The organism is Robiginitalea insularis, assembly GCF_052497835.1.
Genome location: NZ_CP199296.1, coordinates 193,942 through 219,382 on the forward strand (window position 1 = coordinate 193,942; position 25,441 = coordinate 219,382).

Annotated in this window: 19 protein-coding genes and 1 tRNA gene; 13 read left to right on the forward strand and 7 right to left on the reverse strand. The window is 48.3% G+C overall.

Going from position 1 to position 25,441, the window contains the following annotated elements; all coding sequences use genetic code 11:
* Nucleotides 1-114: 114 nt before the first annotated feature.
* Nucleotides 115-2,187: a tetratricopeptide repeat protein gene (locus ACT6NV_RS00885; RefSeq protein WP_445385404.1), complete on the forward strand. Its 2,073-nt coding sequence runs from the start codon at nt 115-117 to the stop codon at nt 2,185-2,187.
* A gap of 43 nt (nt 2,188-2,230) precedes the next feature.
* Here the strand turns inward: ACT6NV_RS00885 and ACT6NV_RS00890 are convergent, their stop codons facing one another.
* The 4 genes from ACT6NV_RS00890 to ACT6NV_RS00905 form a co-directional block, all read right to left on the reverse strand.
* Entirely contained in the window at nt 2,231-4,087 is a 1,857-nt protein-coding gene (locus tag ACT6NV_RS00890; RefSeq protein ID WP_445385405.1) for a pyruvate kinase, read from the reverse strand.
* A 597-nt stretch (nt 4,088-4,684) separates the two neighbouring features.
* A tRNA-Pro gene (locus ACT6NV_RS00895) sits at nt 4,685-4,761 on the reverse strand.
* A gap of 2 nt (nt 4,762-4,763) precedes the next feature.
* On the reverse strand, nt 4,764-4,997 hold the full coding sequence (locus ACT6NV_RS00900) for a GIY-YIG nuclease family protein (protein ID WP_445385406.1): 234 nt from the start codon (nt 4,995-4,997) through the stop codon (nt 4,764-4,766).
* A gap of 81 nt (nt 4,998-5,078) precedes the next feature.
* Nucleotides 5,079-5,330 (reverse strand): GIY-YIG nuclease family protein, encoded by a 252-nt coding sequence (locus ACT6NV_RS00905; RefSeq protein WP_445386651.1) that lies wholly within the window; start codon nt 5,328-5,330, stop codon nt 5,079-5,081.
* Nucleotides 5,331-5,541: 211 nt separating this feature from the next.
* On the opposite strand from ACT6NV_RS00905, the gene ACT6NV_RS00910 reads away from it, so the two are divergent.
* The 10 genes from ACT6NV_RS00910 (at nt 5,542) to ACT6NV_RS00955 (ending at nt 13,567) form a co-directional block, all read left to right on the forward strand.
* A complete protein-coding gene (locus ACT6NV_RS00910; RefSeq protein ID WP_445385407.1) occupies nt 5,542-6,600 on the forward strand; it encodes a hypothetical protein in 1,059 nt (352 codons plus the stop codon).
* Between the two features lie 66 nt (nt 6,601-6,666).
* Nucleotides 6,667-7,062 carry a hypothetical protein gene (locus ACT6NV_RS00915; protein WP_445385408.1) on the forward strand — a complete coding sequence of 132 codons (396 nt, stop codon included), beginning with the start codon at nt 6,667-6,669 and terminating at the stop codon, nt 7,060-7,062.
* A gap of 18 nt (nt 7,063-7,080) precedes the next feature.
* Nucleotides 7,081-7,947, forward strand: a complete 867-nt coding sequence (locus ACT6NV_RS00920; protein WP_445385409.1) for a DUF5777 family beta-barrel protein — start codon at nt 7,081-7,083, stop codon at nt 7,945-7,947.
* A 46-nt stretch (nt 7,948-7,993) separates the two neighbouring features.
* Nucleotides 7,994-8,269, forward strand: a complete 276-nt coding sequence (locus tag ACT6NV_RS00925) for a hypothetical protein (RefSeq protein ID WP_445385410.1) — start codon at nt 7,994-7,996, stop codon at nt 8,267-8,269.
* 7 nt (nt 8,270-8,276) lie between these two features.
* A complete protein-coding gene (locus ACT6NV_RS00930; protein WP_445385411.1) occupies nt 8,277-9,233 on the forward strand; it encodes a 4Fe-4S dicluster domain-containing protein in 957 nt (318 codons plus the stop codon).
* A 2-nt stretch (nt 9,234-9,235) separates the two neighbouring features.
* A complete protein-coding gene (gene nrfD / locus ACT6NV_RS00935; protein WP_445385412.1) occupies nt 9,236-10,549 on the forward strand; it encodes an NrfD/PsrC family molybdoenzyme membrane anchor subunit in 1,314 nt (437 codons plus the stop codon).
* Nucleotides 10,546-11,421, forward strand: a complete 876-nt coding sequence (locus ACT6NV_RS00940) for a hypothetical protein (RefSeq protein ID WP_445385413.1) — start codon at nt 10,546-10,548, stop codon at nt 11,419-11,421. The genes nrfD and ACT6NV_RS00940 overlap by 4 nt, the downstream gene beginning before the upstream one ends.
* 2 nt (nt 11,422-11,423) lie before the next feature.
* Nucleotides 11,424-11,828, forward strand: a complete 405-nt coding sequence (locus tag ACT6NV_RS00945; protein ID WP_445385414.1) for a c-type cytochrome — start codon at nt 11,424-11,426, stop codon at nt 11,826-11,828.
* An 83-nt stretch (nt 11,829-11,911) separates the two neighbouring features.
* Nucleotides 11,912-13,120, forward strand: a complete 1,209-nt coding sequence (locus tag ACT6NV_RS00950; RefSeq protein WP_445385415.1) for a glutamyl-tRNA reductase — start codon at nt 11,912-11,914, stop codon at nt 13,118-13,120.
* A gap of 51 nt (nt 13,121-13,171) precedes the next feature.
* Nucleotides 13,172-13,567, forward strand: coding sequence for a hypothetical protein (locus ACT6NV_RS00955; protein ID WP_445385416.1), 396 nt, complete (start codon nt 13,172-13,174; stop codon nt 13,565-13,567).
* A 114-nt stretch (nt 13,568-13,681) separates the two neighbouring features.
* Here ACT6NV_RS00955 and ACT6NV_RS00960 read toward each other — a convergent pair whose 3' ends face one another.
* A complete protein-coding gene (locus ACT6NV_RS00960; protein ID WP_445385417.1) occupies nt 13,682-22,198 on the reverse strand; it encodes a T9SS type B sorting domain-containing protein in 8,517 nt (2,838 codons plus the stop codon).
* 173 nt (nt 22,199-22,371) lie between these two features.
* On the opposite strand from ACT6NV_RS00960, the gene ACT6NV_RS00965 reads away from it, so the two are divergent.
* On the forward strand, nt 22,372-23,454 hold the full coding sequence (locus tag ACT6NV_RS00965) for a PQQ-dependent sugar dehydrogenase (RefSeq protein WP_445385418.1): 1,083 nt from the start codon (nt 22,372-22,374) through the stop codon (nt 23,452-23,454).
* A 9-nt stretch (nt 23,455-23,463) separates the two neighbouring features.
* Entirely contained in the window at nt 23,464-23,871 is a 408-nt protein-coding gene (locus tag ACT6NV_RS00970) for a c-type cytochrome (protein ID WP_445385419.1), read from the forward strand.
* 1 nt (nt 23,872) lies between these two features.
* On the opposite strand, the gene ACT6NV_RS00975 is transcribed toward ACT6NV_RS00970, so the two are convergent.
* Complete coding sequence (locus ACT6NV_RS00975) at nt 23,873-24,688, reverse strand: N-acetylmuramic acid 6-phosphate etherase (RefSeq protein ID WP_445385420.1); 816 nt, start codon at nt 24,686-24,688, stop codon at nt 23,873-23,875.
* Between the two features lies 1 nt (nt 24,689).
* Nucleotides 24,690-25,439, reverse strand: a complete 750-nt coding sequence (locus ACT6NV_RS00980; protein ID WP_445385421.1) for a DeoR/GlpR family DNA-binding transcription regulator — start codon at nt 25,437-25,439, stop codon at nt 24,690-24,692.
* Nucleotides 25,440-25,441: the final 2 nt, after the last annotated feature.

Here is a 25,441-nt window from a genome sequence, read left to right on the forward strand (position 1 = left end):
TTCAAGGTTTAAAAACCCGCTTACTGCAACTGCATACTGCCTACTAAGAAATAGTTGAATTAGAAGTCAAATGATGCAAACGATTCGAAAAGCCCATTAAGTAAAAACAGTACCATGAACAACTTCTGGGACGAACTCAAACGCCGCAACGTGATCCGGGAAACCCTGGGGTACCTGGCTGTGGCCTGGGTTTTGCTGCAGGTGGCGGACATTGTGCTGGAGGCCTTCGATGCCCCGGACTGGATCTCCCAGACCCTTATCATTATTCTGGCGGCAGGGCTACCCATCTGGGTGCTGGTTTCCTGGGCCTACAAGATTACGCTCAAGGGGTTCGAAAAAGTCTCTGCCTCCGGCGAAGATACCCCATCACGGGCTTCCCGAAGAAACCTGCTGATCATGTTTGCCTTTGCGGTGGTGGCTGCAGTAGTGCTGGTCTTTGCCTTTAAGGGGATTGGGTTCAACTTACGGAAAAATGCTGTTTACAGAGTCGCCGTACTACCGCTTCGGGACATCAGCCAGGAAAAGGACAATGCTACTTTCTGTTACGGCCTGTCTAGCAGCATCCACAGTAAGATCTCCGGAGTTAAAAACCTGGAGACTTTAGCTTTCAATTCCTCCAACCACTTCATGGATTCAAACAAAAGAACCCGGGAAATAGCGGAAGAACTCAAGGCAGATTACGTTCTGGAAGGGGAGGTCATACGGTTTGAAGACAACCCGAATCTTATGCTGATTTCTGTAAATCTCGTAGATGAGGACGAAAGGGTTATCTGGTCTGAGCGCTATGAAGAGACGGCTGAAAATCATGGGAAAATAACAGAAACCGTCTCCAAAGAAGTTGTCGAGCAATTAGATGTCCGAATCTCCAAAGAGGAAACAGGCTATATTGAAAAGACGGGTACCGATAATCTAAAGGCGTGGGAAGAGTTCATCAAGGGAAAAAGAATCGTTGAAGAGGATCATTGGCTACCTGCTTATCAACAAGCAGCTGATCATTTTAAGGAAGCTATTCGGTTAGATCCTTTTTACGCAGAGGCTTATGCGTATCTGGCCTATTGCCAGGAATATGAATACGTACATACCTGGGAAAATAAAGAACTCCTTGACCAGGCCTATAAAAATGGAGAAAAAGCCTTACGCCTGGACTCCACCTCGGTCCGGGCCCACAATTTCTTTGGGAATTATTATCATTTCCCTGGAAAAAATCAAGCGATTAAAAAATCTGAATACCATTACCAGAAAGCATTATCTATTGAGCCAAATGACTTGTTGACGAACTGGGACTATGCATGGACTTTGTCCGCAAGTTGGCCACAGGATCTTAACAAAGCTTTGAAATTAATAAACCAAGCCAGGGAAATAGCGCCCTACTCAAATAAGGTACAATGGCTGCGGCCACGAATTTTATTTCGGTTTAAAGATCCCGACCTGATCGAGGAGCTAACAAAAGAAGAAATACTTCTCGGGGCGGATACTACGGGTTTATGGTATTTACATCGGAAAGGGGATATTGAAGCATTCAGGAGAGGAAACATGCGCAGAAAATTGGAAATGTTCCTTAAGGCCTCGGAAATTGATACATTAAACAATTGGCTCTATTCGAGTATTGCGATAATGTATGACGAGTTTTATAATGATGACCAAAAGATGGTGGAGTATCTGGAAAAAGCTTATAAAATTGATAAAGGGCATTTATTCCATTTGCTGAGTGCTCTAAATGAAGCGGGGCTGTTCAAGAGGTCCTTAGAGCTGATGCAAACTCCGGAATTCCGCTACGGAAGAAACCGCTTTCATCGTTCTCTTAGATGGTTCTTTTACCATTACTACCAAAATTCGTATGAAACTGCACTGAATATTGTTCAGGATAGCATAGGAAATACAGCTGAAGGCAGGTATATGAAGTGCCTGGCGCTGGCCGGCTTGGGAAGGGTAGATGAAGTGCATGATATTCTGGATAATTTTTGGGGAGAGGGGGAATTGATACGAATTCCTGAATTGGTTACCATGTATGCGGTGCTTGGACAGCGGGATTCCATGTACCATTACCTGAACCATCCCGAAGCCTATTTGAGATTAAACAGTCGTTCCATGCTCGATCCCTACCGCACCGAGCCCCGCTACCGGGAATGGCTGCGCAAAAATTACCTGCCGCAACCCGAAGAAACCCCTCCTGTATTGAATAATTGAGGGGTTGGATTTTAATTGACTCCTCGGAATAATATAATAGGGATCAGACTGTTGAAGCCACCGCTTCTTCCTGGTCAGCTTCTGCACTATGCAATTTGGGAAGCATCACTTCCTTCTTATCATGATATGCTTCCATATCTGAAAGGATCATATGTAACAACCGAATGGCAGACAGGATGTAAGGGCCTTTGTTGAGCATCACGCACTCGGCCTGCATGGCGGCAACTGCATCCGTGATTTCCGACCGGGATGGCAACCCTTTCTTGGCCAGGTTTTCCAGGACCTGGGTAGCCCAGACCACGGGAATATGTGCAGCTCCACACAGGGTGAGGATCTCCTGTTGTACCCTTCCTATGGAATCCCATCCGGTCTCCACGGCCAGATCTCCCCGGGCGATCATCACCCCTATGGGCTTGGACTTCATGGCGGCCAGCAATATCTCCCTGAGGTGCTCCAAAGCGTATTTGGTTTCAATTTTCAGGATCACCCCCAGCTGGTGCAAGACCCCCAGTTTGTCGAGCGCTGCATACAATTGCTCCACATCCTCCCTGCGTTTTACAAACGAGAAATTGACAATGTCCGCGTGGCGGGCAACAAATTCCAGGTCCGTTTTATCCTTGGCTGTCAGGCCATTTATCTTTAGGGCCGTGTCAGGAAAATTTATGCCCTTCCCGGACCTGAGTTTGGAACCCTCATCCCTGGCGGAGGTAATCCGGACATCCCACTCCCCTTTTCGTATCGCTTCCACCCTGCCTTCTATTTTACCATCGTCAAAGAGGATCCGTTCCCCGGATTTGACATAATCGAATGCCTCGGGTAACTGGCAGGAAATCCGGGCGTTTTGGACAAGTCCGCCTTTTTCATCCATCTGAGCCGGCTGGCCTTTGATAGCTTCTTTCGCTACCGTCAAAATATCCCCCTTATATAATATGATGGGTTGTTCGACCGGCGGCAATTCTCCAACTACAAGGGGCTTCCCTTTTCTGTTGAAAAACTCAAGGGTCATCCCTGTTTCGATATAGGAGGTTTTGGCACAGTGCGCCAGCCCTATGTGCTCATTCAATGCCACAATTTTTAATTTCCGGCTTTTACCGCGGGTATCCGTAAAGCTGAGAACATCTTTGGTTTTCAACCTGGCCAGATCTTCAGTACTGATCGATAAAGCGTTTGAAGGGGAAGCATCGGTAAGCATAGGTGTAAGGACGATTTCTGCCGGCTTAATAGTATTCCCGCGCACATCCCGGGAAGGTTTGAATTTCCTTACTTTCGGCCCTGGGGCTAAGCCCCCGGTCCTGATTTTTGGTCCGGCAAGGTCCATGGCGATTTTGATATTACGGCCGGTCCCTTTGGCCGCTTTGCGTACGTTATCGATGATCCTTTTCCAGATATCAGGGTTGTCATGGGCGCAATTGATTCGCGCACAGTTCATCCCTGCCTGTACCATTTCCAGTACCATTTGATAGTTGTAAGCAGCCTCGGTGGGTTGGGTAACCATAATGCGTACCCGCCTGCCCTTCGATCGGTAGCCCAAAAGTGCCTTGGTATTTTTAGCCAGCAAACGCTTGCCCTTCTTGATGGATAGACCAGACTTGGTATGCGGTAACTCCGGGTTATCCAACAAACGGTTTAAAATAAAGCGGGTATTATTCAGGCTGGCCATAACATGGCCCTCCGCATTGGCAAAACGGGTCAGGCCCAGGTTCCGGAGTTTTTTTTGGGTACTGCACAGGTCAAATTTCCTGAATGCCGTATAATGGATCAGGTTTCGGGCGCTCCGAATATGTCCTTCATGGACACTATGCCATACTTTGGCATGCTGTTCTTCTTCCTGCGCTACAGCCTCTGCCACCTGGTCCAGGGTCTCTAGGACCTCTGCTATCTTTTCCTTTTTGATTTTCATTCCAGAGTTTTAAGGTTTCATCATCCCACTATCTGCCTAAGGTCTCCTGGAGCAGGAAGACGAGAAGACGGATAAAAATTATAAAAGCCCTCATTTTAATGACTTTTACACTAAGCTAGGACAGCTGCTTTTTTAAACCAATGATAAGGATCAGATAGGCCGGCATTAAGTTGAAATTAAAACTGGAATTTGGCCCCGATAGCTATCGGGATGGTGCTTGGAATTTGGTGCTTGGCACTTGGAATTTCCCGGATTACGCCTTCGGCGTGATCCAGAGGTGGGGGTGTTGCTCAAGTAAAGCCAAGCCGGCCAAAACGGCCGGCGGTCTTTTTCATTTCTTATAAATCTATCATTAACCTGAAACAAAACCGAAGGTTAAGATTTGGCGCTTGGGATTTGGCCCCGATAGCTATCGGGGTGGAATTTTCTGGATTACCTCACTTCGTTCGGTGATCCAGAGCTGGGGATGTTGCTCAAGTAAAGCCAAGCCGGCCAAAGCGGCCGGCGGTCTTTTTCATTTCCTCGCCGCTTACAAAAGCTCGCTTTTGTCGCGCTCCGGAAATGAAAAAGCCAAGCGATTACTCGCTTGGCTTTACTTGGTCGGGATGACTGGATTCGAACCAGCGACCACGCGCACCCCATGCGCGTACGCTACCAGACTGCGCCACATCCCGATTTAATTTTCATCTAGGTATCTTTTAATTCCCCTGGCTTTGATTTTTCTTTCTAAGCGGATAGCTTCTAATGCTGTTGCACATTCAAAAGTCTTTACCAACTCCCAGGGTGCACCCTTCGAGGTGTATTTACTCCTCCCGCTATTATGCCTACGGATTCTTTCATCCAGGTTTCTGGTAAAACCTGCATAATAACGTTTCAATTTTTTACTATAAAGAACGTATACTGTATACATCAATGTTTAGGCGACCATCCCGCCCAAGGCGGGATACGCTACCAGCCTGTCCCGCTCTGCGGGAACGCGCCACATCCCGAATTAACTTTCATCAAGATATCTTTTAATTCCTCTGGATTTGATTTTCTTTTCCAGTCGAACCGCTTCTATTGCGGATTCACATTCAAAAGTTTTTATCAATATCCAGGGTATACCTTTTGATGTATATTTACTTCTTCCACTATTATGCCTTTGGATTCTATCATCCAGATTTCTGGTATAACCAGCATAATAGCTTCTGAGCTTATTACTGTAAAGGACGTAAACCCTATATTTCATTTTCAAGGCGACCATCCCGCCCACTGGCGGGATACGCTACCAGCCTGTCCCGCTTTGCGGGAACAAGCCACATCCCGAAATTCAGTGGGCAAAAGTAATAAAGTTTCTTTTAAATCTTCTTCGTTGACCGGATTAAATATATCCAAAACATGATATTTATCATAAAACAAAAAATTTCTTCTTCATAGATTCAAGGAATTCTAGTAACCGCTAAATTCTGTGCATTATGAAAAATATTAAACTGCCGGGCTTTTTGTTATTCCTGGCCATGGGATTTTTTTTAATTGGCTGTACCAGTGATCCCATTGTTGGCCCTCCGGGTGCTGACGGAATTAATGGACTTGACGGTGCAGACGGGGTGGATGGAGTAGACGGGACCACCTCCTGTGTTTCATGCCACTCCAATTCCTTCCGGGAACCCATTCGAATGGCCTATGTAAGTTCCGGGAAGAACAGGGTAAGGTCTTTCGGGACCAGTACGCGATGTGCACGTTGCCATAACAATGAAGGGTTTATTGATTTGCTTTCCAACCTGTATATTGATTCTCTTGGGTTTGCTATTGTCAATCCGGATGGATATGGAGTCTCCAACCCTATAAGTTGTACTGGATGCCACGACAGTCACCGTTCCTTCGATTTTGAGAATGACGGCAACGACAAAGCAGTCCGGTCCATTGCAGCAGTAGATCTTTTACTCGATCCTAATATTCAGATAGACATCCGCAACAATTCAGACGAATTGGGCCTGAGTAATTTATGTGTGAATTGTCACCAGCCGCTTAATAGTTACGACATTCCGGGGCCGACCGCTGATTATGAAATAACCTCCAGCCGGTTCGGGCCGCATCACGGGCCACAGTCTACCATGTTGGAAGGAATCATGGGTGCTCCCATTGCAGGGTCTGTGGCGTATCCCGGTCGTGGTTCCGCAGGACACCGGCAGGGATCTTCCTGTATAGCCTGCCACATGGGCCCAACTACCGATGGCACGGACGGAGGTCACACATGGGTACCTACTGAAAATACTTGTATCCAGTGCCACACTTCTGGTCCTCCCTCCGAAGTAACCGATCTAGAAGAGGACATGAACCGATTACACCAATTACTACTGGCTGCCGGTTCTATCGATGTGGACACTAATCGTGTTCGCGGAACATATTCTGCCGCCGTTGCACAGGCCACCTGGAATTTTATGACCATCCTTGAGGATAACTCTGATGGGGTACATAATCCAAATTACGCCAAAGCACTCATTAAGAACTCTATTGAAGCTTTGGAAAATTAGCGGAATAATACCAGCCCCAGATCTTACAAGACTGGGGTTGGATTTCATTTATCAAACTGAGTAAATATGTTTCGATACTTAAAAATACTACTCCTCCTTGGCCTTTTCGGTTTGGCAATGAATTCTTGTTATTACGATGAAGCCCTGCCACCAGAACCGATCCCGGATGTGGATCCGGATGTTGAGATTTCTTTCAGGGAGGATATAGAACCCCTGTTTTCCAGAGAGGAAACCAATTGTACCCAATGTCATAACGGGGTTAGTCAAGATCCGGATTTAAGGGTTGGAAACGCCTTTAATGCCATTGTACCCACCTATGTGAATGCCGGGGATGCCGAAGGGAGTTTGTTTTACCAACGCCTTCCTGGCAGGGGGCACAGGGCTGAAACGGACTTTGTACTGAGTATTTCTGATATATCCCAGATTAAAAGCTGGATAGACCGGGGTGCTGAAAATAATTAACGGACCAACAGACCTGACATGATAAAAAAAGGAATTTTATTAGTAATAAGCTCTCTGATTTTTAACTTTTTAAGTTTTGGGCAGGAAAAATCAAAAGACACCATTCCGGACAAACCAGAACGGCCAGCCTTTGAGAGCTCTTATATTATAGACAACCCCACCAATATCCTCTATAATAAAAAGACGCTGGAGATAATGATGTCCCACCGGTTCGGGTTAATAAACGGAGGTACAAACGACCTGGCGGGGATTTGGGGATCTGCCAACATCAGGATCGGGGCGACCTATGCAGTACACGACAGACTGACTGTAGGGTTTGGAACCACAAAATTTAAGAGGTTTCAGGATTTTAACTGGAAAGCCGCCCTAATAGAGCAAACCCGGTCCGGTAAAATTCCCGTTAGTGTAACTTACTATGGAAATTTTGCTATTGATGCCCGCAAAAAGGGAAATAACCGCTTTCCAACCGTGCAAGCCAGGTATTCCTATTTTCATCAATTGATAATTGCACGCCGCTTTAGCCGAAATTTCTCCATGCAGGTTGCTCCCAGTGTCTCTCACTTTAACTATGTACAGCACAGGATGCGTAATGATGTTATAGCAGTGAGTTTGGGAGGCAGATATAAAATCAGTCCGCAGACAGCAATCCTTATAGATTATTCCAAGCCTTTCGTACACCATTTGGACGGGGCGGAATTACCTACGGATCCCAAACCCGGATTTAGTATTGGGGCAGAATTTGGTACTTCCGGACATGCATTTCAACTATTTATATCCAATCTGAGTGGCATTCTTCCACAGGAAAACAACATGTTCAACACGAACGACTTTTTCAAAGGGGATTTTTTAATCGGCTTCAATATTACACGCAAGTATAATTTCTGATCCCTACCGGGCTTAATACGCATTTCCAGTTAAAAATTGACTTCTTATGGACAAACACTCATTTGATAAAAAAGGCTTCACAAGGAGGAAGTTATTGCCAGTTATACTCGGGGGTTTTTTATTGCCGTACCTCGGTTTTGGCAAGGAGAAACAGGAAGCGGACAGTAACAAGTATGAGGATAATGAAACATACGACACCTTCCTGAAAGCCGATGGGAGCATTGTAAGAGTCAAAAGAAAGGCCACCAGAAACGCGAGGGTTGTAAGCAAAAGGGTAAACAACAAAACCCTTTTGAATTGGCTGGGAAAATCAAATTCATAAAAGATTCATGGAAGAAAAAACCACAAATGGCCGTCGCGATTTTCTGGACAAAGGTCTAAAAGCGGGGATTCTGGGAGCTGTGGCTGCAGGAGCATTAAAATCTTTGAATGCCTGCCGGGATACCAATAGCGAAGAAACTATTGAGGTTATGTCCACCGATGGGACCCTTATCCGGGTACCTTCCGATATGGTGGAGGAAGTGCCCGGGTTAAAGGATGACAACTACAAGGTGCGGGAGGGGTTTCCCAATCGCAAATTTGTAATGGTAGTAGACCTTGCTCGCTGTAAGAACGCAAAGAAATGCGTTAGCGCCTGTAATAAGTCACACTTTGTTACCGGGGAGAATGCCTGGATAAAAGTCTACAAAATGCAGGATTCTCCTGAATCTTCACCTTATTGGCAGCCAACCCTCTGCATGCACTGCGACAAACCGCCCTGTGTAAAGGTCTGCCCGGTGGATGCCACCTTTAAAAGAAGGGACGGCCTGGTTTTGATTGACAATGACCGATGTATCGGGTGCCGTTTCTGTATGGCTGCCTGTCCCTATTCTACCCGGGTATTTAACTGGGAGGAACCGGCACAGGGAGAAACCACCGAAATTAACCTGCATCTGGAGCATATCTCGCACTCCCCGGATTACGCGGGCTTACCCAGCCAGAAGGGAACGGTGGATAAATGTGATTTTTGTCCGCATATGATTGACCAGAATGAATTACCACATTGTGTAACGGCTTGTCCTAACGGGGTTTTCTTTTTTGGAGACGCTTATGAGGATACCGTAACCAACGGAGATGAAACATTCAGGCTCACAGAACTGTTAAAAGAAAAGGCAGGGTACAGGATGATGGAAAATTTCGGAACCGAACCCAGTGTCTACTACCTGCCGCCTGCAGACCGCCTGGTAGATTTTGAAGAAGGGCTGGAAAACTACACTCCGTATAAATCTGTGGATAAAACTGAATAGCCATGGATAAAAAAGATCAAATCATAGCAGACCTTTTGCCTAAAAAGTTCGGAAAACTGGGCAGGTTATGGCTGGTAGTCCTGGGTGTTTTGATCCTCTCTGCCTTGGTAGCCTATGGCATACAGCTTAAAGAAGGACTCATTATCACGGATATGCGGGATTATACCCTCTGGGGGATATACATTTCCAATTTCGTTTTTTTTGTTGCCATCAGTTTGGTAGGATCGCTCATTACAGCAATATTGAGGCTTTCCGGGGCCCACTGGAGAACCCCTTTGGTCAGGATAGCCGAAATTATAGCAGTGGCGGCAATCATTATGGCAGGGTTGACCATCATCGTTGATATGGGTCGCCCGGATCGTCTTTTGAACTTGTTTTTACATGGGAGACTCCAATCTCCTATAATTTGGGATGTAATTGTTATTTCCACCTATCTGGTTATCAGTATTTTACTGTTATATTATCCTTTATTGCCGGATTTTGCAATTCTAAAGAACCAGCATCCGGAAGGATCCAGGGCGCACAAATGGTACGGGCGTCTATCGCTGAACTGGAAAGGTACTGCGGATCAAAAAAACAGATATAAAAGAGCTATACGAATCCTGAGTGTACTGATTATCCCGGTAGCCTTCGGGATACACACGGTTACCGCCTGGCTGTTTGCAACCACCTACAGACCGGGATGGGATAGTTCCAATTTTGGCCCATACTTTATTGCCGGGGCATTTGTGGCTGGGGCAGGGGCTGTTGTAGTAGTTATGTTTATCCTTAGGAAAACCCATCATCTGAAGGAGTATATCACAGAGTTACATTTTGATAAAATGGCAAAATTACTGGTATTGCTCTGCCTGGTCTATATCTATTTCAACATAAATGAATACCTCGTTCCGGCCTATAAGAATACGACCGATGAAGCCTTACACTTGCAGGAATTGTTTGTTGGGGAATACGCCCTTCTTTTCTGGCTGGTTATAATCGGAAGTTTGTTTGTTCCGGTGCTGGTCATGGTTTTCAAGAAAGGAAGGAAGCCCTTACCGGTTTTTTACATGGGGATCCTAATAGTTCTGGGAGCCTGGTGGAAAAGGTACCTTATTGTTACCCCTACGCTTTTGCACCCCTTTGTCCCAATTGAAGGGGTACCGGAATCCTGGCATCATTATTTTCCCTCAGCCCTGGAATGGCTGATTACTATTGGCACTTTAGCGATGGCTTTGTTCATTATGACGCTTTTGGTGCGGTTTTTGCCAATAATTCCAATAGAAAAGACACTGGAAAATGAAATGATTCAAAACGCGGAAAAAACAAAAGTAAAATGAACAGGCTTCGGTTTCAATATAGTCTTTTAGCCCTGCTTTGTTTGGTACAGCTACCAGACACTGGTGGTGTCTATGCTCAGGAGTCCAAAAGTCGTCCCAGGGTATCGCTGAATTACACAAAGCTGATGCCGGAAACCTCCACCCTGTCTATTCAAGCCAGGTACAGAAGTGAGGATGGCATGCAACCAGCCTCTGGCCTCAACTTTGAGGTTTTCACTCAAGCTCCAAATGACAGCCTAATCCCATTGGGAATTGCCCTTACGAACCAGGAAGGCAAAGCGGAGTTTAGCCTGGGAGCCTTGGTTACTGAAAACGCGGATAGTACCGGTTTATACACTTTTCTGGTGAAATCCACAGAACATCCGGCTTTCCGGGAAGTATCCAAATCTTTGGCTGTCCGGGACGCCCAATTAAGCCTCCATTTCTCCAAGGATCAGGATATTTCCTATCTCGAGGCCACCCTTACAGATTCCCATACCGGGGAAGCGCTGGCAGATCTCCCTCTGATTCTGCAGGTACAACGATTGTTCAGGCCGCTTCGGATTGGAGATGATTTCAATATGACAGATGCCAGTGGCAGGGTAAAAATTCCAATAGAATCAGATATTCCGGGTATAAATGGTAAGTTATCCTTTGAAGTCCTGCTTTCCGACAGTGATCAATATGGCACGGTGAAATCAACGGCGCAGGCTTCCCTCGGGGTTCCCATAACGGATCAATCAACATTTGATGAAAGGACCATGTGGTCCCCCCCTTCCAAAACACCGTTGTTCCTGCTTGTGGTTCCGAACATTCTGATATTGGGGGTATGGGCCATCTTGCTTTACTTAATAGTGAATCTATTCTTTATATATAAACCGAAAAATCAATGACCATGAAAAACATTTTAATAATTGTATTGTTAGGAATATTTTGCCTGGGGATTCATTCCTTTTCCAGTGATTATCAGGAAAAATGGGTAGTCCCTGCCGAATACAGCTCCAAAAAAAACCCAACTGATGCCTCAGACTCTGAAAACAAGGCAATTGGCAAAAACCTGTACTCCAAACACTGCAAATCATGTCATGGTGCAGAAGGTTATGGAGACGGGCCCAAGGCGGACGATTTAAGTGGGGACCTGGGGGATTTCTCCACCGCAGCGTTCCAGGCCCAGACCGATGGGGAGCTCTTCTATAAAACAACCTTTGGTAGGGATGATATGCCTGAATTCACAAAAAAGATCCCGGATGACGAAGACCGGTGGCTCATTATAAACCATTTACGGACGCTTAAGGAATAGGTATCCAGATACGGGGATTGCGCACTTCATGACAAATGTCATAGGGAAGGGGCCACTATATTACTTTATTAGTAAAACCAAATATGAGTAAATCCGTTCATTTTATAAGTATTTCTCACAAAACGGCCGGCATCAGCGAGCGGGAGCAATTCTTTGTACCCGAGGAGGAAAAGCTAGATCTGATGAGGCTTATCCAAGAGCAGTTTCGGGATATTTCCGGGCTCTTCCTGTTGGTAACCTGCAACCGCATTGAGATTTATTTTGAATCCAAGACTACCCAAGCAGCGGAAGTCCGTGATTTTTTTGTCCATTTAAAGGATGTTTCAGACCCTGAATACGCAAAACGACTTTTTGAAAAAAGCGATCATACCCTTACTGTAGTCAGGCACCTGCTTGAAGTATCCTCCGGACTTTCTTCTCAGGTTTTGGGAGATACGGAAATTTTAAACCAGATCAAAAAAGCATTTCAATTGAGTATGACCCTGGGCCTGCAGGGTTCCCTTCTGGAGCGGGCAATGCAATCTGTCTTTAAGTGCCATAAACGCATCAGCAATGAAACCACCTTCAGAAACGGTACAACCTCCATGGCTTATAAATCGCTCAAAGTCATAAGAAATCATTTCGCTCACGGGCCGGTTCGTATATTGCTAATCGGAACGGGGGATATTGCCAGGCAAATTCTGAAGTACAATAACAGTTTTGGGTACAGCGAAATTTATTTGAGCAACCGGACCCGCAAAAATGCGGTTACATTATCTGATAAATACAATTTAAAGCTCTATAGCTGGGAAAAGGTTCTTAATAATTCATTTGATGATTTCGATGTCATCATCAGTGCTGCTGGTAACCGGCACCACCTAATTCGCAAAATAGAACCTCAGGCAAAAAAGCGTCTGCTTATCGATCTGGCTTTGCCTGCAAACATTGACAATACACTTAAAAAAGCACCGGGCATTACCCTTTATGATCTGGATTCTCTCTCTGCGGACCTGCAGCAGACAAAGAATAAACGCAGGGCGGCAATTAGATCGGTTGAAGAGATTATTGAAGGTGCTCTGCGGGAATATGGTGACTGGTTGCAGCAAGCCCCGCTAAGGGCAGTTTTGGGCCAGTATAAATTAATGCTGGAAAACAAGCTAGGCGAATATTTAAACGCCGGGGAGGAACATCGGAACATGGAAAAAATTTCCGCCGTATCTGACCGCTTAATGCGTAAACTCATAAAATACCCTCACAAAAAAGTGCACTTAAAACTGATCGATCAACTAATAGAAAATGAAGTTGAATTGTAGTGGTAGTTAAACCGGCCACTTTTCCATCCTTTAAACCTTTGAAAGCCTGTTATGTGCAATAATCAATTAAGAATAATTTTACTTATCCTGCCAGTGGCGTTCCTTATGGCCTGCAATGACAAACCTAAAGAAGCTGGCCCTTTTCCCGTAAAATCCAAGGTTGCACATATCTCCCTGGATGGCCTTAGTAATGAATTACATAAAGTGGTTATTAAAGAGACCATACCCACGGACAAATACATATACCTGCTGGTCACCGAAGAAGACAGGGAGTTCTGGATTTCAACCGGATACCGGGAAGTAGCCCCGGGTGAAGAGTATTACTACAGGGAAGCACTATTGAAAACCGAATTTAAAAGCAAAGAGTTCGGAAAGACTTTTGACACCATCTATCTGGTTACCCGTCTTTTAGATGAGAAGGAAATGCTTGAAGTGCATGGTAACTAAAATTAGTTCCTTCTCAGAGCATCTATTTCAAATCAGGGATTGCCATCAAAAAAGAACCGGCCCGTTGAAGGTTGCAACAGACCGGCTCTAACACATGCTCCGCTTGTTATACCCTTATCGATAAAGGGTAAAATGCCCTACATACTGTTGATTTTCGTTGTCGTTGGCGTTAACCACATACCAGTAATCCCCGGTGGGTACTTCTTTCCCGTTGTAGGTACCATCCCATTTCGTTACCTGGTCCAGGCGGGCAACCACCCTTCCGTAACGGTCGTAGATAATTACTTCTATATTCGGGAAGAATTCGCGGTTTCTGGGGAACCACTCATCGTTCATCCCATCGCCATCCGGGGTAAAGAAGTTCGGGAAGTCTACCATCCCGTCAAAGTCAAATGGAAATGCGATAACTACCTCACATCCCTGCTGGTCTACCACCCTGATATTTACAGTGGCGTCATAGTTGATATTAAACACATTGTTGGCACCATATGATTCATCCTGGAAGAAGAACTCGTATCCTCCGAAGCCTCCGGTAGCCGTAGCCGTAATTTCATCCGGCCCGGTTTGCATGGCATCCAAAACCAATGGCTGGTAATCATCTATGGTAAATTCAACAAATGACGTACAACCATTGGAGTGATACAGGTATACGGTATGGTCTCCGGCCGGCAGATCGCCCCAGTTACGGACCGTATCGGCCTGGGCAGTGATCGCATCTGTCGGATCTACCGGATCCAGTGCAAAGAGCACCTCCGGCAGTACGTTGTTATCCTGCAGGTCAATACGCACTGTATTGAATGGGAAAATTCCCTCACATCCATACTCTACCACGGGCTCTGCTGCCAGTTCCACACCAATATCGATCGGAATCACCACATTAGAGGTACAGCCGTTGGCATCACGGATAAAGACTACATAAGATTGTCCACCCGAGAGGTTATCGTAGAATAAAGCGTCATTGCGAACGTAATCCGTATCTGCAGAGGAATCCAGACTGGTTTCATAATAGGGCACCCCTACTCCATCCACAAAGGGCGTACCCCCGGTAATGGTAACCTGGGCAGATCCATCTGCAAAACCAAGACAGGTCTCGGGGCTGGCAGTAAAACTAGCCTCTAGAGGCTGTGGCTCTACCACAGCAATGGTAGTAACCTCTGAACATCCCTGCTCATCCTGAATAAGGATGTCATACTCCCTTCCCGGGAAAGGTGCTCCTTCCAGGTCCGTAAAGGTGTACTGCCCGGGAGTGGTCGGGTCACTAAAGAATTCGTTGAAATTCGGCTCTATGGCAAACTGCAACAGTCCCTGTCCGCCACTGGTAACCTCAATGGTAATGCTTCCATCCGTTTCCCCGGCACAGGATACAGGGGTTGCTGTAGCAGTAAACAGGATAGGGTCTGGCCTGACGATGGTAAAAGGTCCTTCCACATCCCCACAGGTACTGCCACTGGTTACAGTTACATAGTATTGATTCCCATCTGAGAGCCCTTCAAAAGTTCCGTCAGGCTGTGGTCCGCGCACTATAGTGGCCGTTGCCAGCGGGTTAAAAGGATCTGCTCCCGGATCTCCGTCAAAGAGCATAAAACTATTATTCCCAACCCCACCTGAGGCAAAGGACTCAATCCGTCCGTCCAGTTCGTTGGAACAGGAAATATCATCCGGCAGGTTTACTACCAGGTCCAGGTTTTGGGCATCGATCAGGGTAAGTCCGTTGGAGTTTACCACATCACAGGTATTGGTCGCATTAATTTTGCGGACCTCAAACTGATAGAAGCCAGGGCCTCCTGAAATCAGTACCGAAGTAGCGCCAGGTCCCATTGATATAAAGGGATCTGCAGGCAGGGAACCAACCGGACGGTACTCGTAATCAAAACCGGGTTCCGGATTTTGTATACTCAGGCGCATCTCTCCCATACCGCCACAACCGGGCGCCTGCACCTGTACCAAAGTAGGGTTAATTGGCGGAGGCGGATCTACGAAATAAGGCGCGGTTACGCCTACACAGGAATAGCTGGAAGAAACCTCTATGGCATACCAGCCCGTACTGATGTACCCCGCACCGGAACTACCGATAAAGGTAGGGGTGTCCTGTAAACCACTTCGGGATAATTCATCCGCAATATTGTTGCTGCCCAAATAAATAAGCTGGTACTTGTAACCGGCTCCCGGCACCCCTCCGGATGCTCCCGGAAGACCCGTAATGGCATCTCCAGTGGCAGGGTCGTAAGCTTCCAGAACCGCATTGTTACCTCCGGGGCAAACCAGGGCCACAGGCTCCCGTATCCCAACCAGAATTGGATCTATAGGGTTCAGGTTAATGTCTACGGTTTGCGTACAGCCTTCAATATCCCGCACTTCCACACGGTAATCGCCGCTGCTCAGATTCTGGAAACGATCTGCGTTGGAGAAGGCCACAATTTCAATGAAGGTACCACTGCCGTCATCCTGCAACAATCGATATTCATATGGGGCAGTGTCCCAACCGCCTGTAGCGGAAGCTACAATAATTCCCATATTGTCATTACAACTTACATTTCCTTCTTCAACGGCCGTCGGTACTAACGGACCGTTAGGCGCTCTTACAGTAGCCACATTACTTTCCGCCGGACAACCCGGGCTGTCTGCAGATACGATGTCTACTATAAAGTTTCCACCTGTAAGACCGGTGATCCGGGCAGGATCCCCGTTAACATCCGGGTAATTATTCGTGTCAAAACTACCACTGCTCACAGCAGGCATAATGCGGTTTCCTGAACTGTCTACCTGATAGACCTGATAATTGTATACTCCGGTATAATCAGTTACTTCTATAAAGAGTGCTCCGTCGTTTCCGGGTACTGCACAACTTACGGGGTTGGCCTCGCTGATCGTAACCACAGGGTATACTGGGTCTACTACCTCATGCAAGGGCAACGGATAGCTACAACCCTCAATGTTATCTGTAATTTCCAGTAAATAACCACCGGCAACAGGAAGATCAACTGTAACAAAAGAGTTGCCGGGGGTATTGGTAACCGGTGCCAGGGCAACCGGGCCGTTTACCAGGGAAACCGTAAAGTCGGTAGTCCCAACCACATCAATTCGTACGCGCTCGTCCAGCGTACAGGTAAGTAGTTGCTCCACCGTTAAGGTCGGCACCACATCGGTTGGGGGGTTGATGGTAGGCAGCGTAAACTGGTCCTGGCAGCCATTGCCGTCAATGGCATATACCGTAATATTCTGGGGCGATCCATTATCGATTATTTCAAAGGTGTTAGAACTCTGATAATTCGAAAAACCGGTTATACTATACTGGTACCCGCCCACTGCCGTTCCCGGGTCTACAATAGAAACAGTAATAATAGTGGAGCTATAGCGGTTTGCACCCGGCTCGCAGGCAAAATCCGGAGCGCTGGCCGTAATGGAAAACGGCGCAGGTTCCGATATTTCGATATTATCCTGTCGGTCCTCACAATTTCGGCTGCTAACCACGGTTACATCGTAGAAACCAGGGGCCAGGTTGGCGAAGGATCCGGAGTTATTCTGTTGAACGATATTCGCCGTTCCTGCATCGTAAAGGGTATATACCAGGGGGTTATCCACATCGGTACCTGCCTGCAACAGCACGTCAATACTGCCATCATTTGCCCCGAAACAGGAGATATCGGCATCCAGTACGGTATTGATCACGGGAGGTACTGGAGGATCCAGGGTAATGTTATCTACCAGGAAGGTACAGTTCCCTGAAAGGTCTGCCACCAGGTTATCTGTGACCAATACTTCGTAATCGCCTGCGGGGTATCCGCTAAAGATCCCGCTGGTATTGTCTGTAATATAGGCTCCTGCCCCGGTGCGCAGTTCAAAGGTGAAATCTCCACTTCCCCCTATTGTACTGATGGTGATTTCCCCGTCACTGTTCAAACAGTTGGGTTGCGTAGTGAAATCTCCTGATGCCGTCAGGAATTCATATACTGTTGCAATTCCCTGGCTGGTACAGCCGTTGGCGTCTATTACATCAATGGTATAATCTCCCGGAGAACTTACAGTAAAGGTGGCCGGGTTGGTCAGCAATGTCACCCCACCGAGCGTAAAGCGGGGGGTATCTACGGTAGCCGGCATACTTACGGTGATCTGGAAAGAAGTGGCTGTAATATCACACTGGTTATCCACCAAAATGGTAGGAGGCGGAAGATCCGGATCCAGGTTAATGATCTGGGCGATAGCAAATGAGGTACAGCCGCTGCTGTCCATCACATAGACATCGTAAGCCCCGGCTGCTCCCACAAAGGTGGTTTCCGAGTCATAGTCGCCAGGGGTCGGAGACACGCCACTATCCATAAAGGCGTACATATACGGGCCACCATCCCCTCCGGAACCACGTACGGTAAACTGCCCAAAGGCGTTACAATTCGCTGGTTCTTCGGCGAGAATATCGATTGAAGGCGTATTCTGGTCTATGGTAACGGCTACTGCATCTGTACAGTCATTCGAGAGGTCTGTGACAATTACCTGGTAATTGGCAGGCAGGGACTCATAGGTATTGGAATAGGGTACCGCCCCGGGGGTTATCGTTTCAAGCGGGATCCGGGTACCGTCATCGTTATTCAGCAATTCCACAAAGAGGGTGGCCCCGAGGGTAAAGCCATCAATGGTATAGAGAATTTGTCCGTTTCGGTTTACATCGCAGAAGCCGGGGGTTGAACTGGCGGTAATATCCAACGGATTGGGTCCATCCACAGGAGGGATTTCATCCAGGTATACACATCCGGTTCCCAAATCCGTAACCTCAACAGTATAAGTCACCCCAAATTGCAACCCATTGAAGGTATGCCTCCTTGGGGGTATGTTCGGGCTAACCGGCGGACTGGGATCCGTGGCAAGACGTATCAGAAAAGGTCCCACCCCTCCTACGATCTCAACGGTGTTGGTAAAGCCTCCTGCGGCACAAACCGGCGCCACTACCGGATCCGGAACCACATCCAGAGTTGTCTGGTCTAAAGTAACTGTATCCACATCGCGGCAACCCAGAGCATCCAGGGTTACTACAGTATATATCCCGGGTGCCAGGTTGTCAAAACTCTCAGAAGTACTGGAGGTTGGCCCGATCCTGCTCAGTTCGTTGCCAAACTGGTCTTGCAGGATATAGGTGAAATCTGCCGTTCCCCCGGCCACGGCCGTAACCTGTACGCTTCCCTCCACTACCCCCAGGGAGCAGGTGGCTGTAAGCGGGCTTACGGTAGCATCCGGCGGTGGGGTGGCATCCAACGGGATCGTGACATCGGCCGGAATCGTTTCACATCCCCTGGCATCCCGTACAATATAGGAATAGGTCTGCCCGGCGATCAGGTTTGAAAATACGCTCTGGTCGCCAAAAGGCCCTCCGTCAAAACTTATTTCATAGGGTGGAATACCGCTGGTGGCATCCGGTGTTATGGTTACAATAGCATTATCGGTTTCCCCGCAACTGGCCGGAACCACACTGATGCTGGCCGGGTCAATATTCGCCGGTGGGTTAAGGGTGATAGGAGAAGACTCCGCCACACAACCCTGATTGTCCGTAACCCTGAAGATATAATCTCCGGGTACATTTGTGCTGTATACAAATGAATTTGCCCCCAGGGGGATTGCCGCGCCAAAAGTGCTCCCGTTGTCGGAACTCACCTCGTATTGTTTGGGGCCTGCCCCTGCCAGATACCCTCCGGTGACCTGTACACTGATCCCTCCGTCTGCCCCGCCACAGGGAATTTCGGAATCAATATTGGTGGTAACCCGTAATTGCGGGTTTACAGTAACGTTTACAAAATCGGTACACCCATTGCCGTCTTCCACTTCAATGCTGTAATTGCCCGGGGTCAATCCGCTAAATACAGGGCTGCCCTGTAGTGGCCCGCCATTAATACGATATTGGTGGCTGCCCAGGGGCGCCGTTCCGGCGGTGGAAGTTACTTGCAGGGTCGCCCCGGTTCCGGGAACATAACAAAAATCAGATGCCGCTGCATCCAGGCTCACGCTTGGCGAATCTATGGGCGTGAGGCTAAAGTTAAAAGTAGCCGTACAGCCTTCCGCGTCTTCCACAGAAAGGATATAGTTCCCGGCCAGACCCAGGTTTCCGAAGGTACGCCCGCTTCTGGGGCCAATAGTGGACCCGTTGGGGAGTTCCAGGGTATACCGGTAGGTACCCCATCCGCCGGAGGCAGTAGAAACAACCCGTCCGAGGTTGCCATTGGCACAACTCATGGCCGTAACATTACCTGTGAGGGTAAGCGGGCTGGGCGGTTCTTCGATCAAAATGCTGGCTGTATCCGTACAACCCGTATCTGCATCGGTTACAGTAATGATATAGTTTCCGGCACCGGAGGGGGGAAGGTCCACTTCCGGGGCACTTTGCGGAGCGCTTTCAGGACCCCCGTTAATATTATAGGTATAGGCGTTATCGAAGCCATCGATAATAAAGGTACCCGTACCATCAGTGGCTCCGGTACACACCCTTGTATCGCTTCCGGATTTAACCCGGGCGCGAATGGTACTGAGCACAGCCGGGGTAAAGCTCTCCGTATACATACAGCCATTGGCGTCGGTAACACGGAAGGTATAGGCCGTGTTCACCGCCAGGCCTGCAAAAGTATCGCTTCCCCCGTTGTTGATACTTACCGGGCTGATCACTTCATATAAAACGATGGCCGCATTGCTGGTAACGCTTAATTGAACATCCGATGTCCCTGCTGCACAATTGATAGCACTTTGGGCAAAACTGATGTCCGTAGGCGGATCCACATCGTTGATGGTAATGGTAGTCAGGTCCAGGCGACATCCTCCTGCATCCCTTATAATAGGGGAATAATCTCCGGGTGCCAGGTTGTTATAGGTGAGTTGGGAACTGAAATTGATCCCGTCAATACTGAATTCGTAGCCGCTCCCGAAACCACCTGAAAAAGGCCCCTGGAATTCGATGATCCCGCCGTCAACCCCTCCGGCACCATTACAAACGCGATCCTGTATTTTCACCGCGCTTCCATTGATGGCACCAATATTGGTAACGGTAATGCTGGCAGGCAATGTATAGATACAGCTAAAACTGCCCTGCTCATAGCGTACCTGAATATTATTGTAAGTCCCGTCAGGAACCGTCAGTACGGGGTTGGAAGACCAGGGGTCAGAGGGGTCTGCCCTGAAAAAGAGGTTATACCCCTTGGCATCTATAATATTGATATCGATACGGGCCCCGCTGTTACAGTCTCCGTCGGTCCCTGTTGCCGTCACCACGGGTGGGGTGAGTTCTTCCACGCTGGCTGTTGCGGTAATCACACAGCCATTGGCATCGGTAATAGTAAAGTCATAAGTCCCTGCAGTGGTCACATTATAAGTGGTCTGGCTGGCATACGTTCCCCCGGAATTCCCGCCGTCACTGACCGTGAAACTGTAGGGAGGTGCCCCGCCCGAAGTCCGGACGATGATATCCGCATCATTGGCCCCACATGCCGGGTCTGAGCTAAGGCTTTCATTCACCTCAGTGGAAGCGGAAAGGGCCACCAGCCCGTTTCCTATACTGATCGGGTTCCCATTGATATCCAGGTCCTGCCGCGGAGGCGGAATGCCGTTCCCGGGATCTCCCGCACATTGCTGTGTTTCTACTTGTATGCTGTAGTTGCCAAAGCCCACTGCAGCAAACGTATAGGGATTGTTCGGAATAAAGGTGGTAAACTCCTGAGGGACCCCGCTTGAATCGAGCAGGGTGTATTTGTAAGGGCCAGGCACGTTGTTCACGGTTACCGTAATACTACCGGTTTCCCCGAAACACTGGGCATCTACGAACTCCACATCGATATCGATGTCGAGCTGGTTAATCGTTATGGGGGCGTAGGGATACTCACAGGTGTTGGGTGTGTTTCGCAGGCGGGCCTTTACGATATAAGTTCCGGGGGCCAGTCCGTCAAAAATGGGAGAAGACTGCCAGGGTCCAAATCCGCTGCCGCTGTCCATACTGAATTCGTAGGCACTGGAAAGGTTGGTAATCTGTATCCGCCCGTCTACACCGCAAATAAAATCACGTTTTACAAAGGTTTGGGTAATGGTACTCTTTTTAACCTTAAAATAGTAGTAGGCACCACCATCGACCCGCACCCGGAATTCTGCTCCACTGGAAGCCGGGATACCCGCTGCATTCAGAGTAAGGGTGGAAGCCCCTGAAATAGTTTGCCAGGATGTGTTACACTCGCTCCCGATAATGGGCGGACAATCTTCATTGATGTCGAAGGTACATGCCCCGGACGGGACCAGTTGCTGCCACTGATAGGTGCTGTGGCTCCCAGCAACGCTGATGATACGGTCGTCAAAATCCCCACAGAGGTTAAAGCGGGCAATAGTAAAGCCATTGTCGCTACAAACCACTTCCTCATCCGCATTCTGGATGATAGTCATAAACATAGGCGCCGAAGCCGTCAATGCGTCGGCCCCGGAAGTTTGTATTCCAAAAGGATCCTGGGTTTCGGCATCAGGCCGGGAAGCATCCTTATCAGTACTCTCAGGAAGCAGATAGTGAAACCCCCTGATCAGGCTCTGAATAGGACCATTCGCAATTGCCGAAGTACTGATGACAGCAACAGCTGTCAGCAGCAGGGCATACCATAGATGCCTGGTTCGTTTCGGGAGCATAGGTTAAACTTGTGGTAAGAATAATCGGGATTTGGGGACCCGACTAGTCTTCGGTGTAATTATATATACTTATAAAAACTCTTTATCTTTAGGGGGTTAAACCCCGTAATCATTATAAATCTTAACGATGTGATATGCTAAATAGTATGGTATGTACCTGTTTTTTCGTTGTAATGACATTCATTTCATGCGCCCAGGATCCGGAAAATCGTGCCCATTCACCGGAAAAACAGGTCGTTTCAGCCGAATTGGTTGTCGATGGCCTGCAAATTCCGTGGGGAATGGTATTCCTGCCCGATGGCAGCCTGCTGATAACGGAAAAATCAGGCGAATTGATCCAGTTCCGGGAAGGTGTAAAAACCAGCATCGGCAATCTTCCTGAAATATACAATCGCGGGCAGGGGGGCCTGATGGACCTTGAACTTCACCCTGATTTCGCGGAAAACGGCTGGATCTACATGAGTTACGCCTCTCCCGAGGGCGCAGAAAAAGGCGGGAACACTGCCATAGCCAGGGCCCGTTTGCAGGGTAATCAGTTAGCGGACCTGGAGGTGCTCTACAAGGCAGGGCCCAATACCACCCGGGGGCAGCACTTTGGTTCCCGGATTGAATTTGACCGGGATGGGTATCTGTATTTCTCCATAGGGGAACGTGGAGAACGGGATGTAAACCCACAGGATATTAGCCGGGACTGCGGAAAAATATACCGCCTGCACGACGATGGGCGAATCCCTGCGGACAACCCTTTTGTTGATAGTCCGGGAGCCCGGCCTGCCATCTTTACCTACGGCAACCGGAATCCGCAGGGGATGGCCAGGCACCCGCAAACCGGGGAAATCTGGATACATGAGCACGGCCCAAGGGGTGGGGACGAGATCAATATTGTCAAAAAAGGCGCAAATTACGGCTGGCCGCTGGTGACCTATGGTATCAATTACAGCGGGACTCCCATCACGGATCAGACCGAAATGGAAGGAACCGAACAGCCTATTCACTACTGGGTCCCCTCTATTGCCCCCAGCGGAATGTGTTTTGTTACCTCTGAACGGTATCCAAACTGGGACGGAAATTTACTGGTCGGTTCCCTTTCTTTCCAATATCTGGAACGCCTGGAACTCAACGGAAACACGGTGGTAAAAAGGGAAAAGCTGCTGGAGGGGATGGGCCGTGTGCGCAACGTTCGCCAGGGCCCGGATGGTTTTATCTACGCGGCTATAGAAGGGAAGGGCATTTACCGCCTGGTGCCTCAAAGCTAAATGGCATCTATGTTTAAAAAACTGCTTTTTTTTATTTTCGGTACCGGAATTTTTGCTGCGCTTTACGGGCAGGATAAAACCCTGTCGGAAAGCATTGAAAGGGGTGCGGCAGTCTACCAGGACTTTTGCGTAACCTGCCATTTGCCGGATGGCAAAGGGGTTGAGGGGGTATATCCGCCTCTTGCCGGATCAGATTATCTCATGTCCAAAAGGGCAGCCAGTATAAGGGGAATCAAATTTGGACAAAGGGGTCCTCTTAAAGTGAACGGCATCACCTATGACAATACCATGATGCCCATGGGCCTGGAAGACCAGGAAGTTGCTGATGTCATGAATTATATCCGTAACCGGCTTGGAAACAAAACCGAAGAGGCCATGGTAACCGAGGCTGAAGTCGCCCAAATTGGTCGTAATTAAGCTATTTGCCCAGAGAACTTAGGGCCGCCTGCACCGAACCGTATTTTTTAAGGGCTTTTCCGGCTGCTTCATAATTTAACCCCAGGCTATCCATCAGATAACGAGTGCCCCGGTCAATAAGCTTGTTATTGCTCAATTGCATATGTACCATCCGGTTACCCTGTACTCGTCCTATCCGGACCATCAGGGCTGTGGAAATCATGTTCAGTACCAGTTTTTGGGAGGTGCCGCTCTTCATACGGGTACTCCCGCTCACAAATTCCGGCCCCACGGCTACCGCTATCGGGATCTCTGCCGCCAAAGCCAGGGGAGAACCCGGGTTATTGGTAATCCCTGCGGTCAGCAAACCCTCAGAACGAGCCCGTTGTACCCCTCCAAGGACATATGGGGTAGTGCCCGAAGCGGCAATCCCCACTACTGTATCCATAGGTCCGATATTAAATGCCATTAAATCTTTCCAGGCCTGTTCCCGGTCATCTTCGGCATGTTCCACCGCCTTCCGGATGGCTGAATCCCCGCCGGCAATCAGGCCAATAACGCGGTCATGCGGCATCCCGTAAGTGGGCGGAATTTCGGAGGCATCCAGTATCCCCAACCGGCCACTGGTGCCTGCCCCTATATAAAACAGCCTCCCTCCACTGAGGAACCTGGGGACCAGGGCTTCTACCAGCTTCCCGATTTGTGGGATACAGGCTTCCACGGCCAGGGCTACTTTCTGGTCTTCCGTATTTATTTTTTCGAGCAGGCTCTGTACGGATTCATTTTCAAGATTGTCGTAGAGGGAAGATTGCTCTGTAATTTTTTTAAAGTCTGACATCCTATAATATATGTATTTGATGGTCCCTGAAAGGATTCAGGCGGTTGTGATCCGGGGGGAGTTCTGTAACCATGGTATTAACGGCAGCTATGTCGCAACTTTTGTAGCGATGCTGAGAATTCAATTTTTCGGAGATACACAGTAAAACGGTTTTTCGGGAGGCCTGAACCACCGCTTTTTTGACCTGCACTACCTCCCAGTCAAACTCGGTAAGCCCATGCAGGGAGTCCACATAACCCGTGCCGATAAAGCCATAATCTACCTGTATGCCCGAAAGTCCGTGAATGGCAGAGGCCCCGGAGGTGATCTGTGCCTCGCGTGAGAGGGTGCCTCCTATCAGGATGACCTCTACCCTGGGTTTGGACAGCAGCAACATGGCTACCGGCAGGCTGATTGTAAAGCAAGTTAAGGAAAGGCGTTCCGGGATAATACGGGCCAGTTCCTGACAGGTAGTCCCACCATCTAAAAAGATTACGCCCCCATCCTTGATCAGGTTTAAGGCCTTGGCAGCAATAAGCCGTTTTTCTTCCAGGGCATAAACATTATTGTTTACAGCCGGCAGTGAGGTAAAGCCCAAAGACACTGCCCCACCGTGTACCTTGCGCAGCTTCTGTTCTGTATCCAGTTCCTTTACATCCCTCCTGACCGTATCGACCGAAACCTCAAGGGTGTCTGCCAGATCGGTGAGCAGGACCCGGTTGTGCAATTCTACCTCGGAAAGTATCAGCCGCTGGCGTTCTTCCTTAAGCATGG